Source organism: Janibacter terrae, assembly GCF_039636765.1.
GTDB classification, from domain to species: domain Bacteria; phylum Actinomycetota; class Actinomycetes; order Actinomycetales; family Dermatophilaceae; genus Janibacter; species Janibacter terrae.
This window is the reverse complement of record NZ_CP144167.1, coordinates 1,495,300-1,517,022: the sequence shown is the minus strand read 5'-3', so window position 1 is coordinate 1,517,022 and position 21,723 is coordinate 1,495,300. Positions and strand designations below refer to the sequence as shown.

21 protein-coding genes are annotated in these 21,723 nt (G+C 72.8%); 7 read left to right on the top strand and 14 right to left on the bottom strand.

What is annotated here, in order from left to right; genetic code table 11:
- Nucleotides 1-4: 4 nt before the first annotated feature.
- Entirely contained in the window at nucleotides 5-457 is a 453-nt protein-coding gene (locus V3C34_RS07545) for a DUF4189 domain-containing protein (protein WP_068422472.1), read from the bottom strand.
- Between the two features lie 109 nt (nucleotides 458-566).
- A complete protein-coding gene (locus tag V3C34_RS07540) occupies nucleotides 567-1,088 on the bottom strand; it encodes a SixA phosphatase family protein (protein WP_068325214.1) in 522 nt (173 codons plus the stop codon).
- Between the two features lie 61 nt (nucleotides 1,089-1,149).
- Between V3C34_RS07540 and V3C34_RS07535 the strand changes: the two genes are divergently transcribed.
- Nucleotides 1,150-2,283, top strand: a complete 1,134-nt coding sequence (locus V3C34_RS07535) for a PQQ-dependent sugar dehydrogenase (protein ID WP_338538437.1) — start codon at nucleotides 1,150-1,152, stop codon at nucleotides 2,281-2,283.
- A gap of 15 nt (nucleotides 2,284-2,298) precedes the next feature.
- On the opposite strand, the gene V3C34_RS07530 is transcribed toward V3C34_RS07535, so the two are convergent.
- Nucleotides 2,299-3,216 (bottom strand): NAD(P)-dependent oxidoreductase, encoded by a 918-nt coding sequence (locus tag V3C34_RS07530; protein ID WP_068422478.1) that lies wholly within the window; start codon nucleotides 3,214-3,216, stop codon nucleotides 2,299-2,301.
- Nucleotides 3,217-3,346: 130 nt separating this feature from the next.
- On the opposite strand from V3C34_RS07530, the gene V3C34_RS07525 reads away from it, so the two are divergent.
- Complete coding sequence (locus V3C34_RS07525) at nucleotides 3,347-3,940, top strand: hypothetical protein (RefSeq protein ID WP_068325217.1); 594 nt, start codon at nucleotides 3,347-3,349, stop codon at nucleotides 3,938-3,940.
- Between the two features lie 2 nt (nucleotides 3,941-3,942).
- Here V3C34_RS07525 and gatB read toward each other — a convergent pair whose 3' ends face one another.
- The 3 genes from gatB to gatC are packed head-to-tail and all read right to left on the bottom strand — an operon-like array spanning nucleotide 3,943 to nucleotide 7,347.
- Nucleotides 3,943-5,517 carry an Asp-tRNA(Asn)/Glu-tRNA(Gln) amidotransferase subunit GatB gene (gatB, locus tag V3C34_RS07520; protein ID WP_346008442.1) on the bottom strand — a complete coding sequence of 525 codons (1,575 nt, stop codon included), beginning with the start codon at nucleotides 5,515-5,517 and terminating at the stop codon, nucleotides 3,943-3,945.
- Nucleotides 5,518-5,520: 3 nt separating this feature from the next.
- On the bottom strand, nucleotides 5,521-7,035 hold the full coding sequence (gene gatA / locus V3C34_RS07515; protein WP_068325219.1) for an Asp-tRNA(Asn)/Glu-tRNA(Gln) amidotransferase subunit GatA: 1,515 nt from the start codon (nucleotides 7,033-7,035) through the stop codon (nucleotides 5,521-5,523).
- Nucleotides 7,036-7,050: 15 nt separating this feature from the next.
- Nucleotides 7,051-7,347: an Asp-tRNA(Asn)/Glu-tRNA(Gln) amidotransferase subunit GatC gene (gene gatC / locus V3C34_RS07510; protein WP_068325220.1), complete on the bottom strand. Its 297-nt coding sequence runs from the start codon at nucleotides 7,345-7,347 to the stop codon at nucleotides 7,051-7,053.
- 208 nt (nucleotides 7,348-7,555) lie between these two features.
- Here gatC and V3C34_RS07505 point away from each other — a divergent pair, with 208 nt between their 5' ends.
- Nucleotides 7,556-8,557, top strand: a complete 1,002-nt coding sequence (locus tag V3C34_RS07505) for a type IV toxin-antitoxin system AbiEi family antitoxin domain-containing protein (RefSeq protein ID WP_346008441.1) — start codon at nucleotides 7,556-7,558, stop codon at nucleotides 8,555-8,557.
- A 1-nt stretch (nucleotide 8,558) separates the two neighbouring features.
- Here the strand turns inward: V3C34_RS07505 and V3C34_RS07500 are convergent, their stop codons facing one another.
- Nucleotides 8,559-9,362, bottom strand: coding sequence for a carbon-nitrogen hydrolase family protein (locus tag V3C34_RS07500; protein WP_338538442.1), 804 nt, complete (start codon nucleotides 9,360-9,362; stop codon nucleotides 8,559-8,561).
- Complete coding sequence (locus V3C34_RS07495) at nucleotides 9,359-9,868, bottom strand: SRPBCC family protein (RefSeq protein ID WP_346008440.1); 510 nt, start codon at nucleotides 9,866-9,868, stop codon at nucleotides 9,359-9,361. The genes V3C34_RS07500 and V3C34_RS07495 overlap by 4 nt, the downstream gene beginning before the upstream one ends.
- A gap of 23 nt (nucleotides 9,869-9,891) precedes the next feature.
- Here V3C34_RS07495 and V3C34_RS07490 point away from each other — a divergent pair, with 23 nt between their 5' ends.
- The 3 genes from V3C34_RS07490 to tpx are packed head-to-tail and all read left to right on the top strand — an operon-like array spanning nucleotide 9,892 to nucleotide 11,675.
- On the top strand, nucleotides 9,892-10,335 hold the full coding sequence (locus tag V3C34_RS07490) for an HIT family protein (RefSeq protein WP_068325224.1): 444 nt from the start codon (nucleotides 9,892-9,894) through the stop codon (nucleotides 10,333-10,335).
- Nucleotides 10,332-11,126, top strand: coding sequence for a hypothetical protein (locus V3C34_RS07485; RefSeq protein ID WP_169701924.1), 795 nt, complete (start codon nucleotides 10,332-10,334; stop codon nucleotides 11,124-11,126). Before V3C34_RS07490 ends, V3C34_RS07485 begins: the two co-directional genes overlap by 4 nt.
- 54 nt (nucleotides 11,127-11,180) lie before the next feature.
- Complete coding sequence (gene tpx, locus V3C34_RS07480; protein WP_068325226.1) at nucleotides 11,181-11,675, top strand: thiol peroxidase; 495 nt, start codon at nucleotides 11,181-11,183, stop codon at nucleotides 11,673-11,675.
- Between the two features lie 64 nt (nucleotides 11,676-11,739).
- Here the strand turns inward: tpx and V3C34_RS07475 are convergent, their stop codons facing one another.
- The 3 genes from V3C34_RS07475 to ligA all read right to left on the bottom strand — a co-directional run bounded on the left by V3C34_RS07475 (nucleotide 11,740) and on the right by ligA (nucleotide 16,768).
- On the bottom strand, nucleotides 11,740-12,744 hold the full coding sequence (locus tag V3C34_RS07475; protein ID WP_346008439.1) for a class I SAM-dependent methyltransferase: 1,005 nt from the start codon (nucleotides 12,742-12,744) through the stop codon (nucleotides 11,740-11,742).
- Complete coding sequence (locus V3C34_RS07470; protein WP_338538447.1) at nucleotides 12,744-14,486, bottom strand: DEAD/DEAH box helicase; 1,743 nt, start codon at nucleotides 14,484-14,486, stop codon at nucleotides 12,744-12,746. The genes V3C34_RS07475 and V3C34_RS07470 overlap by 1 nt, the downstream gene beginning before the upstream one ends.
- A gap of 116 nt (nucleotides 14,487-14,602) precedes the next feature.
- Entirely contained in the window at nucleotides 14,603-16,768 is a 2,166-nt protein-coding gene (ligA, locus tag V3C34_RS07465) for an NAD-dependent DNA ligase LigA (RefSeq protein WP_346008438.1), read from the bottom strand.
- Between the two features lie 56 nt (nucleotides 16,769-16,824).
- Here ligA and V3C34_RS07460 point away from each other — a divergent pair, with 56 nt between their 5' ends.
- A complete protein-coding gene (locus V3C34_RS07460) occupies nucleotides 16,825-18,321 on the top strand; it encodes a long-chain fatty acid--CoA ligase (protein WP_346008437.1) in 1,497 nt (498 codons plus the stop codon).
- 88 nt (nucleotides 18,322-18,409) lie between these two features.
- On the opposite strand, the gene V3C34_RS07455 is transcribed toward V3C34_RS07460, so the two are convergent.
- Genes V3C34_RS07455 through V3C34_RS07445 form a run of 3 tightly spaced genes read right to left on the bottom strand, consistent with a single transcriptional unit; the run spans nucleotide 18,410 to nucleotide 21,677 of the window.
- A complete protein-coding gene (locus tag V3C34_RS07455) occupies nucleotides 18,410-19,390 on the bottom strand; it encodes a methionine synthase (RefSeq protein WP_346008436.1) in 981 nt (326 codons plus the stop codon).
- Nucleotides 19,387-20,493: a tRNA 2-thiouridine(34) synthase MnmA gene (mnmA, locus tag V3C34_RS07450; RefSeq protein WP_338538452.1), complete on the bottom strand. Its 1,107-nt coding sequence runs from the start codon at nucleotides 20,491-20,493 to the stop codon at nucleotides 19,387-19,389. The genes V3C34_RS07455 and mnmA overlap by 4 nt, the downstream gene beginning before the upstream one ends.
- Complete coding sequence (locus tag V3C34_RS07445; RefSeq protein WP_068422518.1) at nucleotides 20,493-21,677, bottom strand: cysteine desulfurase family protein; 1,185 nt, start codon at nucleotides 21,675-21,677, stop codon at nucleotides 20,493-20,495. Before V3C34_RS07445 ends, mnmA begins: the two co-directional genes overlap by 1 nt.
- Between the last annotated feature and the right edge of the window lie 46 nt (nucleotides 21,678-21,723).

Genomic DNA, 21,723 nt, shown 5'->3' with positions numbered 1-21,723 from the left:
CCGATCAGTAGTACCGGGTCGTGCAGAGGTACACGCGGGTCTTCACCGTGCCGGCCGTCGAGGTGCCCATGGCGCGCTTCTTGGCCAGGCGCACGGTGGGCCACTTGTACTTGCCGTACGCGCTGCCGTAGCGGACCGGGCGGTTCTTGGAGTCGTACTTGACCGCGACGGCGGCGCACCCGTTGCTGACCCACACGACGTTCGTGCAGTAGGAGGAATAGCTGTACTGCTTGCAGCGCTTCAGGGCCGCGCTCTGGGCGCTGCTGCGGTACTTGGCGTTGACCGACGTGCCGACGGCGAGGGTGCGGGTGTTGAGGGCGATGGCGCCGTAGTAGTTCGTCGCCGCGGACGAGGAGTCCTGGGTGACGGCCGCGCCGGCGGGCGCGGTGGCGAGGGTCGTGGCGGTGAGCGCGACGGCGGCGGACGCCACGGCGGCACGGGTGATGACGGACTTCATGGATGACTCCCCTGGTGTGGTGGTGGCGGCCCCGGTGGCCGCCCCGGTGGACATCTTGGCGCCCGCGCCGGGCGCGCGCCATGGGGAGTCCTCCCCCGCAGGCGGGCGCTCAGGGCAGGCGGAAGTCGTCCAGCTGCGCCGCCCCGAAGGCGAGGTCCTCCCAGTGCCCCGAGAAGCGCAGCACCGCTGCCGCGGCCGGCGGGAACCCCTGACCCAGGCACTCGTGCGCGTGCGCCCGGCCCTCGCCGTCGGCGAGCAGGCTCGCGGCCGCGGGGAGCCCGGGCGCGTGGCCGATGACGAGGAGCACGCTCGCGTCGTCCGTCGACTCGCGCACCACGGAGAGCACGTCCTCGGCGTCGGCGTTGTACAACCGGTGCTCGATCCGGACCTCGGCCTCCGCGCACCCGGCCTCGGCGACCTCCTGCATCGTCTCCCGGGTGCGCAGGGCGGGCGAGCACATGACCTCGTCGCAGCCCAGACCCCGCTCGCGCAGCCAGCGGCCCACCTCCTGCGCCTGGGCGCGGCCCGGCTCGGACAGGGGGCGCTCGCGGTCGTCCTGACCGGCACGGCCCGGCTCGGGCTCGGCGTGCCGCAGCAGGATCAGGGTCCGGTCCTCTGCTGACGTCGTCATGCCCCGAGTGTGGCCCGCGACACACCTGCGCGCCACCCCTGCGCAGCGGTAGCGTCGGGACATGACGCGCCGCGCCGTCCGCACCACCCTCGCCCTGGGCCTGACGCTCGGGCTGGTGGCCTGCGGCTCCGTGGACGAAGGAGGCGGGACCTCCCCTTCGTCGTCCCGGACGTCCTCGTCCGCCCCGTCCTCGTCCGGCTCGTCGGGCTCGTCGGGCACCACCGTGGAGGGCGCTGTCACGGTGGTGACGACCGATCTCCAGGTGCCGTGGGACCTCGCCTTCCTCCCCGGCGGTGACGCGCTGGTGACGCTGCGCGACAGCGGTGACGTCGTGCGGATCTCCGACGGCGAGCAGCAGGCGGTCGGGACCGTCCCGGGTGTCGTGGCCGAGGGCGAAGGGGGTCTCCTGGGGCTCGCCGTCTCCCCCGACTTCGCCCAGGACGACACGCTCTTCGTCTACGCGACCACCGCCGAGGACAACCGCGTGCTGCGGATGACGTTGGGCGCCAGCGGGATCGGTGACGTCGAGCCGGTGCTCACGGGTATCCCCAAGGCGGGCAACCACAACGGCGGGCGCATCGCCTTCGGTCCCGACGGTTACCTCTACGTCGCGACCGGTGATGCCGGCGACACCGACTCCGCGCAGGACCCGGCGAGCCTCGGCGGCAAGATCCTGCGGATCACGCCCGACGGCGAGCCGGCACCGGGCAACCCGGTCGCGAGCTCCCCCGTGTGGACCTCGGGCCACCGCAACGTCCAGGGGCTGGCGTGGCGGGAGGACGGGACGATGTGGGCCAGCGAGTTCGGTCAGGACACCTGGGACGAGCTCAACCGCATCACCCGCGGCGGCAGCTACGGCTGGCCGCAGGTCGAGGGCGAAGGGGGCCGCGAGGCGTTCGTCGACCCCGTCGCCACGTGGTCCACCGCCGACGCCTCCCCGAGCGGCATCGCCGTCGAGCGGGACGGGTCGATCGTCATGGCCGCGCTGCGCGGCGAGAGCCTGTGGCGCGTGCCGGTCACCGGCAGCGGTGACGACCTGCGGGTCGGCACCCCGGAGCGGCTGCTGCAGGGCGAGTACGGGCGGCTGCGGGACGTCGAGCGCGCGCCCGACGGGAGCCTGTGGGTGCTCACCAGCAACACCTTCCGCGGGGAGCCCCGCGACGGGGACGACCGGGTGCTCCGCCTGCGTCCGTGACCGTGGCGGGGGCGCTCAGCCTGCGTGGACGAGGTTGATCGGCTGCTCACCCGCGACCATCGCGGCGATCTGACGGCGCAGCATCGTCACCGCACGCGGCCGGAAGGCCTCGGTCACGCCACCGACGTGGGGGCTGATGATGACGCCCGGCGCCGACCAGAGGGGGTGGCCCTCGGGCAGGGGCTCGGGGTCGGTGACGTCGAGCGCGAAGCGCAACCGGCCCGCGTGCCGCAGCGCCGCCTCCGTGTCGAGGGCCGTCCCGCGCCCGACGTTGACGACGAGCGAGCCGTCGGCGAGGGCGGACAGGGCCTCCTCACCGAGCATCTGCGCGGTGGCGTCCGATCCGGGCAGGACCGAGATGACGATGTCGTGCTCGGGGAGCAGGTCGAGCAGCTCGTCGGTGCCGTGGACCGCGTCGACGAGGTCGTCGCCGGCGCGGGCGCGCGCGGCGACCGCCGTCGTCGTGACCTCGAAGGGGGCGAGCCGCTCGGCGATCGCCCGCCCCACGGAGCCGTAGCCGAGGACGAGGACGCGCTTGTCGGCCAGACCGGGCCGGAACTGCCGGGGCAGCCACTCCCCCTTCGCCTGTGCCCGCGCGAACTCGTCGAAGCCGCGCTGCGAGGCGAGGACGAGGGCGAGCGCGAGCTCGGCGGTGGCCGCGTCGTGGACCCCCTTCGCGTTGGCGAGGGCGACGCCGTCCGGCAGCACCGGCACGATGTTGTCGAAGCCTGCGGACAGCAGCTGCACGAGCCGCACCGAGGGCTGCTCGGCGACGACGGCGACGCCGTCGGGCCGGGTCATGTACGGGGCGATGTAGAGGTCGACCGCCTCACCGGGGGGTCCGGTGCGCGGGTCCCAGACGACGGGCGTCATGCCGTCGACGGGACCGACGTCGTCGAGCCAGCTGCGGTCGGGGAAGGAGACGGTGACCATGCGCCGATGGTAGGCCGGGGCCATCCGGCATGGGTACAACTACCCATGGACGCGGTGCGACCGCGGTGGGTCCATGGAGGTCAGGGATGTCCCGTGGGGAGACGTCCCCGCACCCCGAGAGGACACCGCCATGAAGCGGATGCTCAGCACCATCGTCACGTCCGGCCTCTGCACCGCGGGCCTCGCGCTCACGAGCACCGCCCAGGCCGCACCCACCATCGAGGACCCGCCGACGACCCACCACCGGTACGCGCAGTCCGAGGTGGTGCTCGGCGGCGCGTGGACCGTCGAGTTCGGCTCGCCGATCCGCGGCAACCGGCACCAGGTCAGGCTGCGCACCGACAACGGTCGGGTGAGCGGCTTCATCCGCTCGTTCTACTGCCCGAGCGGCGCGAGCGTCTCACCCCGCTGGGCCTCCGCGCGGTGCACGCACCGGCAGACGATCTGGCTGAAGAACACCCCCGACAACCCGTGGGTCGGCTGGGTCAGCAGCAGCGGCACCCGGGCGACCCAGCGCGACTACCTCATGGGGGTCAGCGGGTCGAGGGCGTGGCCTTTCGACGCCGACTTCCGGCTGTACGCGTCGTCCGCGGTGACCGACGACGGTGACGGGACCTTCTACTCGTGGTGGCGCGACGCCACCCCGCACGGGTCCTTCGCCGGCAAGCCGATCCTCTCCGGCACCAAGCGCTACGGCACGATCGGCGGGTACGGACCCGCCTGACCTCAGCCCTCGGCGCCGAGCCTGGCGAGGATGATCTCGCGCGCCTTGCCGGCGTCGGCCTGACCGCGCATCTCCTTCATCACCTGGCCGATGAGGGCGCCCGCGGCCTGCACCTTGCCGCCGCGGATCTTGTCCGCGACGTCGGGGTTGGCCTCGATGACCTTGTCGACGGCCGCCTCGAGGGCACCGTCGTCCTGGACGAGCTCCAGCCCGCGCGCGTCGGCGACGGCCGTCGGCGTGCCCTCGCCGTCGAGGACGCCCTCGAGGACCTGACGGGCCATCTTGTCGTTGAGCCGGCCCGCGCCGACCATCGACTCGAGCTCGGCGACGTGCTGCGGGGTGACCCCGACCTGCTCCGCGTAGGTCACGAGGTCCACGCCCTGCGTGTTGGCGCGGCGTGAGGGCTCACCGAGCCACCACTTGCGAGCGGCCTGCGGCTTGGCGCCCGCGGCGACGGTGGCCTCGATCAGCTCGACGGCGCCGGCGTTGAGCACGTCGCGCATCTCGAGGTCGGAGTAGCCCCAGTCGTCCTGTAGCCGCTTGCGGCGCTCGGCCGGCGGCTCGGGCAGGGTGGCGCGCAGCTCCTCGACCCACTCACGGCTCGGGGCGACGGGGACGAGGTCGGGCTCGGGGAAGTAGCGGTAGTCGTCGGCGTCGGACTTCGGACGGCCGCTCGTCGTGGCGCCGGTGTCCTCGTGCCAGTGGCGGGTCTCCTGCAGGATCGAGCCGCCACCGGTGAGCACCGCGGCGTGGCGGCAGACCTCGTAGCGCACCGCCCGCTCGACCGAGCGCAGGCTGTTGACGTTCTTGGTCTCGGTGCGGGTGCCGAGCGGGACCTCGAGCTGGGCGGGCCCGGCCGGGTCCTCGCCCGCCTTGGGACGAAGGGAGAGGTTGACGTCGCAGCGCATCGACCCCTGCTCCATCTTCACGTCCGAGACGTCCAGGGCACGCAGCAGGTCGCGCAGCGCGGCGACGTAGGCCTTGGCGACCTCGGGGGCGCGCTCCCCCGCACCGACGATCGGCCGGGTGACGATCTCGATGAGCGGGATGCCGGCACGGTTGAAGTCGACGAGCGAGTACTCGGCGCCGTGGATGCGACCGGTGGACCCACCCACGTGCAGGCTCTTGCCGGTGTCCTCCTCCATGTGGGCGCGCTCGATCTCGACCCGGAAGGTCTCGGTGCCCTCGCCGGAGGCAGCCGGGATGTCGACGTCGAGGTACCCGTCGAAGGCGATCGGCTCGTCGTACTGCGAGGTCTGGAAGTTCTTCGGCATGTCCGGGTAGAAGTAGTTCTTCCGGGCGAAGCGGCACCACTGCGCGATCTCGCAGTTGAGCGCCAGGCCGATGCGGATCGCGGACTCGACAGCGGTCGCGTTGACGACCGGGAGGGCGCCGGGCAGACCGAGGCAGACCGGGCAGACCTGGGTGTTGGGCTCGGCGCCGAAGCCGGTCGCGCACCCGCAGAACATCTTGGTGCTCGTCCCGAGCTCGACGTGCACCTCGAGACCCATGACGGGGTCGAAGGTGGCCAGGGCCCCGTCGTACCCGAGGACCTCGTCGGTGGTGGTCGTCGCCATGTCTCAGGCTCCCTTCGTGATGGCCAGCTCGGGGGCCTGCTCGAGCAGGTGCCCGCCCCAGGCGGAGACGAGGCGCTGCTCGAGGGCGGCGCCGACGGTGTAGAGGCGGTCGTCGGCCATGGCGGGCGCGAGGACCTGGAAGCCTGCGGGCAGCCCGTCCTCGGCGAGGCCGCTCGGCAGCGACATGCCGGGTACACCGGCGAGGTTGGCCGGGATCGTCGCGATGTCGCCGCGGTACATGGCCATCGGGTCGTCGGTCTTGTCGCCGAAGCGGAAGGCCGTCGTCGGGGCCGTCGGGCTGACGAGGACGTCGGCGATCTCGAAGGCCTTCGCGAAGTCGTCGGCGATGAGGCGACGTACCTTCTGCGCGCTGCCGTAGTAGGCGTCGTAGTAGCCCGACGACAGGGCGTAGGTGCCGAGGATGATGCGGCGCTTGACCTCGTCACCGAAGCCCGCGTCGCGCGAGGCGGCCATGACCTGCTCGGCGCTCGGGTCCTCGACACCCTGCGGGGAGACGCGCAGACCGTAGCGCATCGCGTCGAAGCGGGCGAGGTTGCTGCTCGCCTCGCTCGGCATGATCAGGTAGTACGCGCCGAGGGCGTGCACGAAGTTGGGGCAGGAGACCTCGACGACCTCGGCGCCGGCGTCGACGAGGTGCTGCACCGACTCGTCGAAGCGCGCCTGGACGAGCGGCGAGAAGCCCTCGCCGGTGAGCTCCTTGACGATGCCGATGCGCATGCCCGTGACGTCCGCGCGCCGGGCGGCGCCGACGACGTCGGGGACCGGCTGGTCGATGGACGTCGAGTCGAGCGGGTCGTGCCCGGCCATGACCTCGTGGAGCAGCGCGGTGTCCAGGACCGTGCGGGCGCACGGGCCGGCCTGGTCGAGCGAGGAGGCCATCGCGATGAGGCCGTAGCGGGAGACGCCGCCGTAGGTCGGCTTGACGCCGACCGAGCCGGTGACGGCGGCGGGCTGGCGGATCGAGCCGCCGGTGTCGGTACCGGTCGCGAGCGGCGCCTGCCAGGACGCGACGACAGCGCTCGAGCCACCGCCGGAGCCGCCGGGGATGCGCTCGAGGTCCCACGGGTTGCGGGTCAGGCCGTAGGCCGAGTGCTCGGTCGAGGACCCCATGGCGAACTCGTCCATGTTGGTCTTGCCGAGGATCGGCAGTCCGGCCGCCTTGAGCCGGGTGACCACCGTGGAGTCGTACGGCGGGATCCAGCCCTCGAGGATCCGGGACCCGGCGGTCGTCGGGATGCCGGTCGTCGTCATGACGTCCTTGACGGCGATCGGGACGCCGGCGAGACGGTGGAGGGTCTCCCCCTTCGCCCGGCGCTCGTCGACCGCGCGGGCCTCGGCGAGCGCGGACTCGCCCGCGACGTGGAGGTACGCGCCGACCTGCTCGTCGACCCCCTCGATGCGGTCGAGGTGGGCGCGGGTGACCTGCTCGGAGGAGAGGTCGCCGGAGGCCAGCGCGTCGGCGAGCGCGGCAGCGGTCATGCGGGTGGGGTCGCTCATCAAGGTCCTTCTGGCTCAGTCTTCGGTGAGGATGCGCGGCACGGCGAAGCGCTCGACCTCGGAGGCCGGCGCCATCGCGAGGGCCTGCTCGGGGGTCAACGAGGGACGCACCTCGTCGGGGCGGGTGACGTTGACGATCGGCATCGGGTGACTCATCGGCTCGACGCCCTCGATCGGGGCCTGCGAGACGGCCTCGACGGAGGAGATGATGGTCGCGAGCTCGCCGACCATGCGGTCGAGCTCGGCGTCGGAGAGGTCGATGCGGGCCAACGAGGCCAGGTGCGCCACGTCGTCGCGGGAGAGGTCAGCCATGCGGGACAGTCTAGGAGCCGGCGAAGGGGGCGCCGCCCCCGGTCGATCCGCGGGTACGACGTGCACTCGGCTTCCCGCGGAGTCCGCGGCCCCTGACGCCGCGGGACCGCGCCGCCAAGGACCCTCACGAGAGCACGTCGTACTCGCGCGTCACGAACCTGTGGACAACTGCCGGCGCGCCCGGGCGGTGGGCGCGAGGATGCATCCCATGCAGGTGGAGGAGGTCCTCGCCGAGCTCGGCGGGTGCGCCTCCCGCGCCGAGCTGCTCCAGCGCGTGAGCGAGCACGAGCTGCGCCGAGCCCTGGCTGCCGGGTCCGTGGATCGCCCCGCGCGTGGCCGCTATGCCGTGCCGTCCCCGCCGCCGACGACAGAACGGGTCGACCGCAGCGACCTGGCCCGCGCCGGACGCCGGGCGGCGCACGAGGTCACCGGCACGGCCATCCTGCTGAGCGCTGCCGCGCACTGGGACTGGCCGACGAAGTGGGTGCCGACCAGGCCCCAGATCGCGCTCCCCCGCAATCGCAAGGTGCCGCCGGCGGTCCGGCGTCGCTTCGACGTGCGCTTCCGTGACGTATCGCCGGACGACCGCGAAGGGGGCTGGGTGACCTCCCGCGTGCGGACCGTCCTCGACTGCGCCAGCCTGCTGCCACCGGACGAGGCACTCGCCGTCGCCGACTCGGCCCTGCGCGAGGGCGTGGTCACGCGGGACGAGCTGCTCTCGGCCGCCCCGGGCCTGCCGCTCCGCCACCGGCGCAGGGTCGACGGGTTGATCCGCGCCGCTCATCCCCTCGCAGCCAACCCCTTCGAGTCGGTCCTGCGCTGGATCGTCTCGGACGTCCCCGGTCTGACGGTGCGACCCCAGGTGCGCATCGACGACGACGCGGGTCTCGTAGGCATCGTCGACCTGGCCGACGAGGATCTACGGCTGGTGCTCGAGGCGGACTCCTTCGAGTGGCACGGTCAGCGGGAGTCCCTCGAGCGCGACTGCATCCGCTACGACCGGCTCGTTGCGGACGGCTGGGTGGTCCTCCGGTTCACCTGGGACATGGTGATGAACCACCCGGAGCGGGTGCGCGACCTCGTCGCGCGGACCGTGGCCCTGCGTGACCCGCGGGTACGACGTGCACTCGCGAGCGCCCACGAGCCGGGAACCCCGAGATCCCGAACGCCAGGACTCGCCGTCGGCCACCAGTGCACGTCGTACCCGTGAGTCAGTCCAGCAGGGGGACGTTCCGGCGGGCGGCGGCCACCGCTTCCCCGTCGATCTCGGCCACGAGCACGTCCTCTCCCCCGCCCAACCGCGCGCGCACCTCGCCGGTCGGGTCGGCGAGGACGGACCGGCCGATGCCGTAGGGCCCGTCGACCGACTCGCGCGTCCACGCCTGGCCGACGGCGAGCAGCCAGGCCTGCGCGTCGTGCGCCCGGGCACGGGTGAGCAGGTCCCACTGCGAGGCCTTGCCGGGACCGTCGCCCCACGAGGCGGGCAGCACGACGAGCTCGGCGCCGGCGCGGCCGAGCTCGGTGAACTGGTCGGCGAAGCGCACGTCGTAGCAGGTGGCCAGGCCGACCCGCCACCCGTCGACGTCGACGGTCACCACCTCGTCGCCGGGTGCCACCGTCTCGGACTCCGTGCTGCCGAAGGCGTCGTAGAGGTGGATCTTGCGGTAGGTCGTCTCGGTGGTGCCGGGACCGGTGACGAGCAGGGTGTTGTGCACCCGCGAGCGCTGCTGGCCCGCACCGGTCGTGATCGCGTCCGCCGGCGTGAACATCCCGACGACGACCGTCACCCCGTGCCGCTCGGCGAGCGCGCGCACCCCGTCGGCGAAGGGTCCGTCGAGCGGCTCGGCGGCCGTGTCGAGCCGCCGGGAGAAGGGAGCCATCGCCGCCTCCGGGTGGACGACGAGCCGCGCACCCCGACCGGCCGCGCGGCCGGTGAGCTCGTCGATGCGTCGCAGGTTGTCGGCCGGGTCCGCCGTGGCGGTCCACTGGCAGCCCGCGAGGCGAAGGGGGCTCATGCCGCCTCCTCGCGCCGCGCCATGTCGGCCCGGGCCGCGGCGAGCACCTGCTCGTCACGGCACCCGCGGGCGAACCCCTCGATGCGCGCCGCGATCTCGCGGCCGAGCAACCACTGGCCGATCGGGTGGGCGATGCGCTGCAGCCGGGCGGGACGCACGTCGTACGTGTACTTCCACACCGCGAGCGTGCCGTCGCCGTCTGGCTGGAAGCGCCACCCGCCGCCGAAGCGGGCGAAGAACCACGGTCCGCTGACCATCGTCATCCCGACGGAGGTCGGCGGTCGCCACGAGACGTACTCGCTGACCATGCTCGGTGAGACCGGCCCGGCGAAGGAGGACCGCGTGTACATGCGCACCCCCACCCCGGGCTCGCTCGCCCCGTCGAGGAAGCGCTGCTCGCGGATGAAGGGGTCCCAGCGGCGGCGGACCGCGCCGGTCGTCTGCGACACGGCGAAGGCGAGGTCGGGGCTGATGGGGACGTGCACGTCGGCGCTGACCTGTGGCATGCCTCCACCCTAGGGTGAGGGCCATGGCGACTCTCTTCACCAAGATCATCGACGGCGAGATCCCGGGTCGGTTCGTGTGGTCCGACGAGACCTGCGTGGCCTTCCTGACCATCGAGCCGCTCACCGACGGTCACGCCATGGTCGTGCCGCGTGCCGAGCTCGAGCAGTGGACCGACGCCGACGAGCAGACGTGGGCGCACCTGCAGCGGGTCGCGATGACCATCGGCCGCGCGCAGCAGGCGGAGTGGGCGGCGCCGCGGATCGGGATGCTGCTCGAGGGCTTCCTCGTGCCGCACCTGCACATCCACACGTGGCCGGCCTTCTCGCCCGACGACTTCGACCCGCACGCGCCGATGCGCGACGTCAGCGACGAGCGCTTCGAGGAGGCAGCCGAGCGGCTGCGCGCCCGGCTGCGCGCCGATGGCCACGCCGCCCACGTCCCGGGCCCGGGGGCGCTTCCCGCATGATGTCCCGCCGCACGAAGGCCGCGATGTTCGCCGCCCTCATCGCGGCCTTCACCGTGATGCTCCTCGGCGGCGCCGTCCTCTTCGTCGCCGACGGGCAGCCGTGGGCCGCGCTCGCGTGGACCCTCCTCCTGGCGGTGGGGACCATCGTGACGTCCGCGGGACTCGTCGGCTTCCTGCGGGAGACCGACCCGGACCTCGTGGACGAAGGGGGTCACGTCGTCGTCGAGGCGCCGTCCCGCCCCCTTCCCCCGGCGACCGACCGCAAGGACCCCTGGCCCTACGAGTGGCTGGCCCCGGCACTCGCCCAGGCCTTCGAGGGCACGCCCTACGTCGTGATGAGCAACGGCAGCTCGATCCTCGTGCGGGCCGACCTCGTCGACACCCGGTGGCAGCACGTCGCCACGACCCACCGGTTGCGGCACACCTTCGTCACCCGGTTCGTCCCCACGGGCCGGCCGGGGGTGATCCGGCGGACCGACGAGTCGCGCCGGTTGGAGACCTCGGCGGGACCGACCCGGCTCGGCGCCCAGCTGGGGGTCGCCTCCGGACGGCAGTGGGGGTACACGCGGCGGATCGAGTACGGCCTCGGCCTCGACGGCTTCAGGCGGCGGGTCGACTACGAGTTTTCCACCGACGAGATCAACGAGCCGGTCCGGGAGATCATGCGGATGGCCGGCTGGCGGGCGACGCTCGACGCGGAGGCCAGGGGCGCGCTCGTCATGGGCGGCCTCGGCCTCTCGGCCGCCGTCGTCGTGCCCGCCGTGCTCGTCGTCCAGGCCCTGCTCGACTGACCGCACTGCAGACCCGTGGTGGCGATGGCCTCGTCCGGGGTGTAGGCATGGGGCATGGCTACCACTGCATTCAAGGGCAACCCCGTCAACACCGCCGGCGAGCTGCCGGCCGCCGGCGCGAGCGCCCCGGCCTTCGACCTCGTCGGTGACGGTCTCTCCGCGCTGACCTCCGCCGACGTCCCCGGTCGCGTCGTGCTCAACATCTTCCCGAGTATCGACACCGGCGTCTGCGCCGCGAGCGTGCGCAAGTTCAACGAGCTCGCCGCCTCCCTCGACGACACGACCGTCGTCAACGTCTCCAAGGACCTCCCCTTCGCCCAGGCCCGCTTCTGCGGCGCCGAGGGCATCGACAAGGTCAAGGTCGGCTCGGCCTTCCGCTCCTCCTTCGGCGAGGACTACGGCGTGACGATGACCGACGGCCCGATGGCCGGTCTCCTCGCCCGTTCGGTCGTCGTCCTCGACGCCGACGGCAAGGTCCTGCACACCGAGCTCGTCCCGGAGATCACCCAGGAGCCCGACTACGACGCGGCCGTCAAGGCCCTCGGCTGACCGCCCACCGACCCCATGACGAAGGGGGGAGCCGCCCGGGTGGGCGGCTCCCCCCTTCGTCATGTCAGGCGCGGAAGGTCCGGGTGACGAGGTAGCTGCGGTCGCGGACGAGGATCTCGGTCTCGCCGACCCCGCGCAGGCGCGGCAGGTACGGCAGGTGCGCGTTGTAGACGAGCACCAGCTCACCCCCGGGCACGAGGACGCGGGCGGCGTCGTCGATCATCTCGAGCGTCGGGGTGGAGTCCTTGGCCGTGCCGACGTGGAAGGGCGGGTTGCTGACGATCGCGGCGACCGACACGTCGTCGAAGCCGACCAGCCCCTCCCCGCGGCGCACCTCGACCGCACCGGCCGTCGTCAGGCGCGTCGACGCCACCGCCGCGGCGGACACGTCCACCGCCACCACGTCGTCGAACCGCCGCGCGAGCAGCGCGGCGAGGATCCCCGTGCCGCAGCCCAGGTCGACGACGGTGCCCTCCGTGCCACCGACCCGGTCGAGCTGAGCGACGAGCAGTGCCGTCCCCGCGTCCAGCCGCGTTCCGGCGAAGACCGCCCCGTGCGCGTGGACGGTCAGGTCGAGGTCGTCGTGGTGGCGTGAGCGCGGCCAGGTCTGCTCGACCGCACGGGCGCCGGAGGCGTGGAGGACGCGTGACTTCTGGCGGCCGAGGCTGGCCGTCACGTCCGTGAAGCTCGCCGCGAGCACCTCGTTCATCGACCGGGTCATGTGCTTGACCCGGCCGCCGGCGACGACGCGGACGTCGTCCGCGCCGACCACCGCCGCGGTGCGGGCGATCTCGTCGAGGGCGTCGAGCGAGCCGGGCAGGCGCAGCACGACGAGCCGGGCCCCCGTGAGCGCCTCGGCCAGGTCGGGGACGACCGTGCCTCCCGCCGCGGCGACCCGCTGCTCGCTGACGATGCTGTCGCTGTGCGCGATGACATCGCCCCCGGCCAGGTCCGCGACCGCCGAGGTGAGCGCACCGTGATCGTCACCGACGACCGCGACACGGCCCGACGGGAGGTCACCGAGCTCGTCGACCAGGAGCCGGTCGACGGGGTCGAGCTCGGGAGCCATCAGGTGCGCGGACCCTTGCGGTGCGGCTTCCGGTCACGTCGTCCGCCGGGCTCCCCGGACTCGCTGAGCTCGATGAGCTGGCCGGAGATGCGGGTGCTCTGCAGGCGGTCGGCCGTGCCGGGCGGCAGCGGCGACGGCAGCTCGACGATCGAGTGGTCCCCGCGGATGTCGATGTGCCCGAAGTCCTGACGGCTCAGGCCGCCCTCGTTGGCGAGCGCGCCGACGATCTGACGCGGCTCGACCTTGTGCCGGCGCCCCACGGCGATCCGGTAGGTGCCCATCGGGCCGGAGGCACCGCGTGGGCCGCGCTTGCCCCCCTTCGCCCGGTCCGGGTTGTCGCCACGGTCGTCACGACGCGGTGGGCGCTCGGTCCGCTCGCGCTTGGGCGGACGCACGGGGTCGGGACCCATAAGCATCGGCTCGTCGCCCTGCAGGACGATCGCCAGGGCGGCGGCGACGTCGCCCTCCGGCACGTCGTGCTCCTCGACGTAGTGCGCGATGACGTCGCGGAAGGTCGCGAGGTCGGACGAGGCGAGCGCGGCCGTGATCCGGTCGTCGAACCGGCCCAGCCGTGTGGCGTTGACGTCCTCGGGGGACGGCATCGGCATCTCGGCCAGGGTCGTGCGGGTCGCCTTCTCGATCGACTTCAGCAGGTGGCGCTCGCGGGGGGTGACGAAGGAGATCGCGTCACCGGAGCGCCCGGCCCGACCCGTGCGACCGATGCGGTGCACGTAGGACTCGGTGTCCGTGGGGATGTCGTAGTTGACGACGTGGCTGATCCGCTCGACGTCGAGACCGCGGGCGGCGACGTCGGTGGCCACGAGGATGTCGAGCCGGCCGGACTTGAGCTGGGCCACGGTCCGCTCGCGCTGGGCCTGGGCGACGTCGCCGTTGATCGCTGCGGCCGAGAAGCCTCGGGCTCGCAGCCGCTCGGCGAGCGTCTCCGTCTCGTGCTTGGTCCGCACGAAGACGATCATCGCCTCGAAGTTCTCCACCTCGAGGATGCGGGTGAGCGCGTCCACCTTCTGCGGGTAGGACACGACGAGGTAGCGCTGGGTGATGTTGGGCGCCGTCGCAGTCTTGCGCTCGACGGTGATCTCGAGCGCGTCGGTCAGGTGCTTCTTGGAGATGCGGCGGATCTGGGCGGGCATCGTCGCGGAGAACAGCGCGACGTGCTTGTCCTCGGGTGTCTCGGCGAGGATCGTCTCGACGTCCTCGGCGAACCCCATCTTGAGCATCTCGTCGGCCTCGTCGAGGACGAGGAAGCGCAGCTGCGACAGGTCGAGCGTGCCCTTCTCGAGGTGGTCCATGATCCGGCCGGGGGTGCCCACGACGACGTGCACACCACGGCGAAGGGCGCTCAGCTGCACCCCGTAGCCCTGCCCGCCGTAGACGGGCAGCACGCGCACGCCGGGGATCCGCGAGGCGTACTTCTCGAAGGCCTCGCAGACCTGCAGCGCCAGCTCGCGGGTGGGCGCGAGGACGAGTGCCTGGGGCGACTTCTGCTTGGGGTCCAGCTGGCTGAGGACCGGCAGCGCGAAGGCCGCGGTCTTGCCCGTGCCGGTCTGCGCGAGCCCGACGACGTGGCGTCCCTGGAGGAGCGCGGGGATCGTCGCGGCCTGGATCGGCGAGGGGGTCTCGTAGCCGATGTCCTTGAGCGCCCGGACCACGCGGTCGTCGAGGCCGAGGTCGGCGAAGGTCGGCTGGTCGGGCTCGGGAGGGGGCGTGCTGTCGGTGCTCACAGGACGACGGTAGTCGAGCCGCCGGGATCAGCGCTCCAGGACGAGGTCGTCGGCCCGCGCCAGCAGCTTGGCCAGCGCCGAGTCGACGTACCACTGGATCGTGGCGAGGTCCGCGCTCACGAGCTCTCCTCCCCCTCGCTCTCCGAGAAGCGCGCCACGCTGCCGGTCTCGAGCAGCTCGGTGAACTCGTCCTCGGTGAGGATCGGCCGGCCGAGCTCGCGCGCCTTGGCCTCCTTGGTGCCGGCGTTGTCGCCGACGACGACCCAGTCGGTCTTCTTGCTCACCGAGCCCGAGGCCTTGCCGCCGCGCTCGAGGATCGCCTCCTTGGCGCTGTCGCGGGAGTACCGCTCGAGCGAGCCCGTGACGACGACCGTGACGCCCTCGAGCGTCTGGGTGATGGACTCGTCGCGCTCGTCCTCCATGCGCACGCCGTCGGCGGCCCACTGGTCGACGATGCCGCCGTGCCACTCGTTGCCCTCGCCGTCGAACCACTCGCGCACCGACGCGGCGATCGTCGGACCGACGCCCTCGACGTCGGCGAGCGCCGCCTCGTCGGCCTCGCGGATCGCGGTCATCGACCCGAAGTGCTGGGCGAGCGCCCGCGCGGCCGTCGGCCCGACGTGCCGGATCGACAGCGCCACGAGCACGCGCCATAGCGGCTGCTCCTTGGCCTGCTGCAGGTTGTCGACGAGCTTGGCGCCGTTGGCCGAGAGCACCCGCCCGTCGTGGACGAGCTCCTCCGGGTCGCTCTTCTTCGCCGCCCGGGTGAAGAGCGGCACCTTGGCGATGTCCTCGGCGTCCAGCCCGAAGAGCCCGGACTCGTCGGTGAGCACGCCGGAGTCGAGCAGCCCGACCGCACCCTCCCAGCCGAGCGCCTCGATGTCGAAGGCGCCCCGGCCGGCCAGCGAGGAGAGCCGCTCGCGCAGCTGGCTGGGGCAGGTCCGCGAGTTGGGGCAGCGGATGTCCTTGTCGCCCTCCTTCTGCGGGGCGAGCTCGGTGCCGCACGCCGGGCAGTGGGTCGGCATGACGAACTCGTGCTCGCTCCCGTCGCGCAGGTCGACGACCGGGCCGAGGATCTCGGGGATGACGTCGCCTGCCTTGCGCAGGACGACGGTGTCGCCGATGAGCACGCCCTTGCGCCTGACCTCGTGGGCGTTGTGCAGGGTCGCGAGGGAGACCGTCGAGCCGGCGACCGTGACGGGCTCCATGACGCCGAAGGGGGTGACCCGCCCCGTGCGTCCGACGTTGACCCGGATGTCGAGGAGCTTGGTGTTGACCTCCTCGGGCGGGTACTTCCACGCGATCGCCCACCGCGGGGAGCGCGAGGTCGTGCCGAGCCGACGCTGCACGGCGATCTCGTCGACCTTGACGACCACGCCGTCGATCTCGTGGTCGTAGTCGTGGCGCTGCTGCTCGACGCGCGTGATGAAGCTGCGCACCTGGGTCATCGAGTCGAAGACCTGGTAGTGCGGCGAGGTGGGCAGCCCCCACGACGCCATCAGCTCGTAGGCGTGGCTCTGGCTGTCGACCTCGAAGCCCTCGCGCCGCCCCATCCCGTGCACGAGCATGTGCAGCGGCCGGCGGGCGGTGACGCGCGGGTCCTTCTGCCGCAAGGATCCGGCGGCCGAGTTGCGCGGGTTGGCGAAGGGGGGCTTGCCCGCCTCGACGAGGCCCGCGTTGAGCTCGGCGAAGTCCTCGAGCCGGAAGAAGACCTCGCCCCGGACCTCGACGAGGTCGGGCACCGGGTGGACGCTGTCGTCGAGCCGGGTCGGGATGCCCTCGATGGTCCGGACGTTCATCGTCACGTCCTCACCGGTGCGCCCGTCACCGCGCGTCAGCGCGCGGGTGAGCCGACCCCCTTCGTACAGGAGGTTGATGGCCAGGCCGTCGATCTTGAGCTCGCAGAGGTAGTGGAACCCGGAGACCTCCTGCTCGACCCGGCGCGCCCAGTCGAGCAGCTCGTCGCCCTCGAAGGCGTTGTCGAGGCTGAGCATCCGCTCGAGGTGGTCGACGGCGGTGAAGTCGGTCGAGAAGATCGCGCCGCCGACCGTCTGCGTCGGCGAGTCGGGGGTGCGCAGGGAGGGGTGCGCCTCCTCGAGCTCCTGCAGCCGCCGGATCAGGCGGTCGTACTCCGCATCGCTGATCGTCGGCGCGTCCTTGACGTGGTAGGCGAACTGGGCAGCGCTCGCCTGCTCGGCCAGGTCGGCCCACTCGTGCCGGGCGTCCTCGGGGATCTCGCTCACCCGACCATCCTGCCGCAGGGCACCGACACCCCCTTCCATCCGACACGACGACAAGGTTGGATGGGTCACCCGAACCCTCATTCAGGAGCCAACAAATGACCAATCTCGCGAGCAACCTCGTCGCGACCGCCCAGGCCCACCCCGACAGGGTGGCCATCAAGCTCGACGACGCGGAACTCACGTGGGCCCAGCTGCACGGCCTCGCCGCCCAGACCGCCGGGGCGCTGCGCGCGGCCGGCCTCGAGCCCGGTGACCGCGTCTCGCTGATCCTGCCGAACGTCCCGGCCTTCCCCGTGCTCTTCTACGGCACGCTGCTCGCGGGCGGCATCGTCGTCCCGATGAACCCGCTGCTCAAGGCGCAGGAGATCGAGTACTTCTACACCGACTCCGACGCGAAGTTCTCCTTCGTCTGGGACGACTTCGCCGCCGAGGCGCAGGCCGGCGCCGAGGGCACCTCGACCCGGGTCATCGCCTCCGGCCCGGTCGGCCCGAGCGAGGAGGACCTGCCGGCCGGGGAGCCGATCGCCACGCCCGTCGAGCGCGCCGGCGACGACACCGCGGTCATCCTCTACACCTCCGGCACGACCGGACGGCCCAAGGGCGCCGAGCTCACCCACGACAACCTCGACCTCAACGCCAAGCGCTCCGCCGAAGACATCATCGGCATCCGCCCCGACGACGTCATCATGGGCTGCCTGCCGCTCTTCCACGTCTTCGGCCTGACGTGCGGCCTCAACACCGCGGTCCGCCAGGGCGCGACGCTGACCCTCATCCCGCGCTTCGACCCCGGCAAGGCCCTCGAGGTCATCGAGCGCGACCGGGTGACGATCTTCGAGGGCGTGCCGACGATGTACGGCGCGATGCTGCACCACCCCGCGGTCCAGGACACCGACAAGAGCAGCCTGCGCACCTGCGTCTCCGGCGGCTCCTCGCTGCCGGGCGAGACGCTGCGCGAGTTCGAGGAGACCTTCGGCGTGCAGCTCCTCGAGGGCTACGGCCTCTCGGAGACCTCGCCCGTCGCCTCCTTCAACATGCTCGACCAGCCGACCAAGCCGGGCACCATCGGTCGCGCGATCCCCGGCTGCGAGATGAAGCTCATCGGCACCGACGGCCAGGACGTCGGCCCCGGCGAGGGTGTCGGCGAGATCGCGATCCGCGGCGACAACATCATGAAGGGCTACTGGGGCAAGCCCGAGGCGACCGCCGAGGCGATCCCCGACGGGTGGTTCCGCAGCGGCGACATCGCGAGCGTCGACGAGGACGGCTACTACACGATCGTCGACCGCAAGAAGGACCTCATCATCCGTGGCGGCATGAACATCTACCCGCGCGAGGTCGAGGAGGTGCTCTACACGCACCCCGACGTGCTCGAGTGCGCCGTCGTCGGCGTCCCGCACCCCGAGCTCGGCGAGGACGTCGGCGCCGCCGTCTCGCTGCGCGAGGGCGCCACGGGCGACACCGAGGAGATCAAGCAGTACGTCAAGGACCGGATCGCGGCCTACAAGTACCCCCGCACGATCTGGATCCTCGACGAGCTGCCCAAGGGCCCGACCGGCAAGATCCTCAAGCGGGAGATCCACGCCCCCGCCTGACGGGTCCCGTGCACTCGAGGTCGTCCTGGTGCATCTCGTGGTCGATCCAGCCACCTGATGCACCAGGACGACCTTTTGTGCACGCGCTTCAGCCGGCCGCCAGGTCGGTGAGGGCGGCGGCCAGATCAGTCGTCGTGCGCAGGATCGACACGGCGGACGAGGGCGCCGTCCCCGCCAGCCCGCAGGTCGGCGTGACCACGACGTCACTGAGCGACGCGACGGGCAGGCCGATCCGCTGCCAGGCACCGACGAGTCGCTCGCTCGCGGTGCGCCAGTCCGTGGGGCCCGACGTCGGCACGGCGCCGGCCCACAGCCGCGTGCCCGACTCCACCCCCTCGGCCAGCTGCTCCCAGCCACGCCCACCGAGCAGGGACAGGTCGAGCGAGAGACCACGCGCGCCGGTCTGCCGCAGCAGCTCCACGGGCACATCGCCGGCACAGCAGTGGACGACCGTCTCGAGCTCACCGGCCGCGGCGAGCACGGTCCGCACCCCGTCCCGCACCTCGTTGCGCTCGACGGCACGCAGCCGCCCGTACCCGGACTGGGTCGGCAGCCGGCCCTCGAGCACGGCCGGCAGGCCGGGCTCGTCGACCTGGACGACCAGCTGCGCGCCCGGCACGAGGCGCTGCACGTCACCGAGGTGGCTCGCCACGCCGTCCGCGAGCGCCTCGGCGATGTCGCGGCGGGCACCGCGGTCGCCGACCGCGCGCTCGCCCCGGGTCAGCTCGATGCTCGCGGCGAGGGTCCACGGCCCGGTCACCTGGACCTTGAGCGGGCCGGTCCAGCCGTCGTACGCCTCGGCGAGCTCGTCGAGGTCCTCGCGGAGGAGGGCGCGGGCCCTCCCTTCGTCCGCACCGGGGCGGTCGACGAACCGCCACCCGTAGGGCTGGGTCTCGACGTGCAGGTCGGTGAGGAGTGCGGCGGCGCGACCGACCATGTCGGCGCCGACGCCGCGGGCGGGCAGCTCGGGCAGGTGCGCGATGCCGTCCCCGAGCAGGTCCCGGACGGCGACGACGGCCTCCCGCGGGGACTGCCCGGGCCACGAGCCGATACCGGAGGCGAGCGTCATCGGGTGACCGCCGCGCTCCGGCCGGCCCGAGCGATGGTGCCGGACCCGACGACTCGCGTGCCGTCGTAGAGGACGATCGACTGCCCCGGGGCGGCGCCCCGCACGGCGGTGTCGAGCCGCACGACCAGGCGCGCGTCGTCCCCTTCGCCCAGCACCTCGGCGGTGGCGGGGATCTCCTCGCCGTGCGCCCGGATCTGCGCGCCGAGCCGGTGCCGACCGGAGGCTGCGGGACCGCACCAGCGCACGTGGTCGGCCTCGATCTCGTCGGCGCCGAGCAGGTCGGCCGTCCCGATGAAGACGCGGTTGGTGGAGGCCTCGACCCTCGTCACGTAGCGGGGCTCGCCGTCGAGGCCGGAGCGGTCGAGCCCGAGCCCGCGGCGCTGGCCGACGGTGAACCCGTAGGCCCCGCGGTGCCCACCGACGACCTCGCCGGAGCCCTCGTCGACGATCTCGCCCTCCTGCTCGCCGAGGCGCCGGGTCAGCCACCCGCGGGTGTCGCCGTCGGGGATGAAGCAGATGTCGTGGCTGTCGGGCTTCTTGGCCACGGCGAAGCCGCGCTCGGCCGCCTCCTCGCGAACCTGCGGCTTGGTCGTGTCGCCGAGCGGGAAGAAGGCGTGCGCCAGCTGCTCCTCGTCGAGGACACCCAGCACGTAGGACTGGTCCTTGGCCGTGTCGACCGCGCGGTGCAGCTCGCGCCCCTGGGACCCGTCGACGACCTGCGCGTAGTGACCGGTCGCCACGGCGTCGAAGCCGAGCGCCAGCGCCTTGTCGAGCAGGGCGGCGAACTTGATCTTCTCGTTGCAGCGCAGGCAGGGGTTGGGGGTGCGCCCGGCCTCGTACTCGGCGACGAAGTCCTCGACGACGTCCCGGGCGAAGGGGGTGGCCATGTCCCACACGTAGAAGGGGATGCCGAGCCGGTCAGCGACCCGGCGGGCGTCGCCGGCGTCCTCGATGGTGCAGCAGCCTCGGGCCCCCTCGCGCAGCGTCTTGGCCTCCTTGGCCAGGGCGAGGTGCACGCCGACGACCTCGTGCCCCGCCTCGATCATCCGCGAGGCGGCGACCGCGGAGTCGACGCCCCCGCTCATCGCGGCGACGACACGCATCAGGCGGCCCCGCTGGCCCGCCGGGCTCGGGCGACGGCCTCGGGCAGGGCGGCGAGGACCGCGTCGACGTCCGCGTCGGTGGAGGTCCAGCCGAAGGAGACGCGAAGGGAGCCGCGCGCCTCCTCCTCCGAGCGCCCCATCGCGAGGACGACGTGGGAGGGCTGCGGGATGCCCGCCTGGCAGGCCGACCCGGTCGAGACGGCCACCCCGGCCGCGTCGAGCAAGTAGAGCATCGAGTCGCCCTCGCACCCGGGGATGGTGATGTGGGCGTTGCCGGGCAGTCGCGTGGTGACGTCACCGACCTCCCAGCAGCCGGTGACCCGGATGCCGAGGTCGAGCGCCTGGGTGCCGGCGAGGAAGCGGTCGCGCAGGGCGCCGATCCGGGCGGCCTCGGCCTCCCGCCGGTCCACGGCATCGGTGACGGCGACCGCGAAGGCGCGGATCGAGGCGACGTCGAGCGTGCCCGAGCGCACGCCGCGCTCCTGGCCCCCACCGTGGCTCAGGGCGACGAGCCGGGCGTCGCGTTTGGCGACGAGCGCTCCGATGCCGATCGGGCCACCGAGCTTGTGCGCGCTGACGCTCATGAGGTCCACGCCGCTCGCGGCGAAGTCGACCGGCAGGTGCCCGGTCGCCTGGACCGCGTCGGTGTGGAAGGCGATGCCGTGCTCGTGGGCGATCGCCGCCATCGCGGCGACGTCCTGGACGGTCCCGACCTCGTTGTTGGCCCACATGACGGTCGCCAGGCCGACGGTCTCCGCGGACTCCTCGATCGCGGCGCGCACGGCGTCCGGGTGCACCGTGCCGCACTCCCCCGGCGCGACGAAGGTCGCGCTCGCGCCCTCGTGCTCGACCGCGTGGTCGACGGGGTCGAGCACCGCGTGGTGCTCGACGGCGCTCACGACGATGCGGGAGCGAAGGGGGTCCACCGCACGGGCCGCGCGCAGGCTGCCGGTGATGGCGAGGTTGTCGGCCTCGGTACCGCCTGAGGTGAAGACGATCTCGCTCGGGCGCGCGCCGAGGGCGGCGGCGATGCGTTCGCGGGACTCCTCGACGACCCGACGCGCGTCGCGCCCGGGCCCGTGCAGGCTCGAGGCATTGCCGGTGATCGCGAGCTGCTCGACCATCGCCTCGCGCGCCGCGGGGGTCATCGGCGTGGTCGCCGCATGGTCGAGGTAGGTGGTCATCACAGAGAGTCTACGGAAGCCCGGACACCGGGAATGAACGCCACCG

Coding starts and splice junctions, on each gene's coding strand:
- V3C34_RS07505 (WP_346008441.1), top strand. CDS start 7,556: ATGCAGGTGGAGGAGGTCCTCGCCGAGCTCGGCGGGTGCGCCTCCCGC.
- V3C34_RS07460 (WP_346008437.1), top strand. CDS start 16,825: ATGACCAATCTCGCGAGCAACCTCGTCGCGACCGCCCAGGCCCACCCC.
- gatC (WP_068325220.1), bottom strand. CDS start 7,347: ATGGCTGACCTCTCCCGCGACGACGTGGCGCACCTGGCCTCGTTGGCC.
- V3C34_RS07545 (WP_068422472.1), bottom strand. CDS start 457: ATGAAGTCCGTCATCACCCGTGCCGCCGTGGCGTCCGCCGCCGTCGCG.
- V3C34_RS07540 (WP_068325214.1), bottom strand. CDS start 1,088: ATGACGACGTCAGCAGAGGACCGGACCCTGATCCTGCTGCGGCACGCC.
- V3C34_RS07495 (WP_346008440.1), bottom strand. CDS start 9,868: ATGCCACAGGTCAGCGCCGACGTGCACGTCCCCATCAGCCCCGACCTC.
- V3C34_RS07530 (WP_068422478.1), bottom strand. CDS start 3,216: ATGGTCACCGTCTCCTTCCCCGACCGCAGCTGGCTCGACGACGTCGGT.
- gatA (WP_068325219.1), bottom strand. CDS start 7,035: ATGAGCGACCCCACCCGCATGACCGCTGCCGCGCTCGCCGACGCGCTG.
- gatB (WP_346008442.1), bottom strand. CDS start 5,517: ATGGCGACGACCACCACCGACGAGGTCCTCGGGTACGACGGGGCCCTG.
- ligA (WP_346008438.1), bottom strand. CDS start 16,768: ATGGAAGGGGGTGTCGGTGCCCTGCGGCAGGATGGTCGGGTGAGCGAG.
- V3C34_RS07455 (WP_346008436.1), bottom strand. CDS start 19,390: ATGACGCTCGCCTCCGGTATCGGCTCGTGGCCCGGGCAGTCCCCGCGG.
- tpx (WP_068325226.1), top strand. CDS start 11,181: ATGGCTACCACTGCATTCAAGGGCAACCCCGTCAACACCGCCGGCGAG.
- V3C34_RS07445 (WP_068422518.1), bottom strand. CDS start 21,677: ATGACCACCTACCTCGACCATGCGGCGACCACGCCGATGACCCCCGCG.
- V3C34_RS07500 (WP_338538442.1), bottom strand. CDS start 9,362: ATGAGCCCCCTTCGCCTCGCGGGCTGCCAGTGGACCGCCACGGCGGAC.
- V3C34_RS07535 (WP_338538437.1), top strand. CDS start 1,150: ATGACGCGCCGCGCCGTCCGCACCACCCTCGCCCTGGGCCTGACGCTC.
- mnmA (WP_338538452.1), bottom strand. CDS start 20,493: ATGCGTGTCGTCGCCGCGATGAGCGGGGGCGTCGACTCCGCGGTCGCC.
- V3C34_RS07475 (WP_346008439.1), bottom strand. CDS start 12,744: ATGGCTCCCGAGCTCGACCCCGTCGACCGGCTCCTGGTCGACGAGCTC.
- V3C34_RS07490 (WP_068325224.1), top strand. CDS start 9,892: ATGGCGACTCTCTTCACCAAGATCATCGACGGCGAGATCCCGGGTCGG.
- V3C34_RS07485 (WP_169701924.1), top strand. CDS start 10,332: ATGATGTCCCGCCGCACGAAGGCCGCGATGTTCGCCGCCCTCATCGCG.
- V3C34_RS07525 (WP_068325217.1), top strand. CDS start 3,347: ATGAAGCGGATGCTCAGCACCATCGTCACGTCCGGCCTCTGCACCGCG.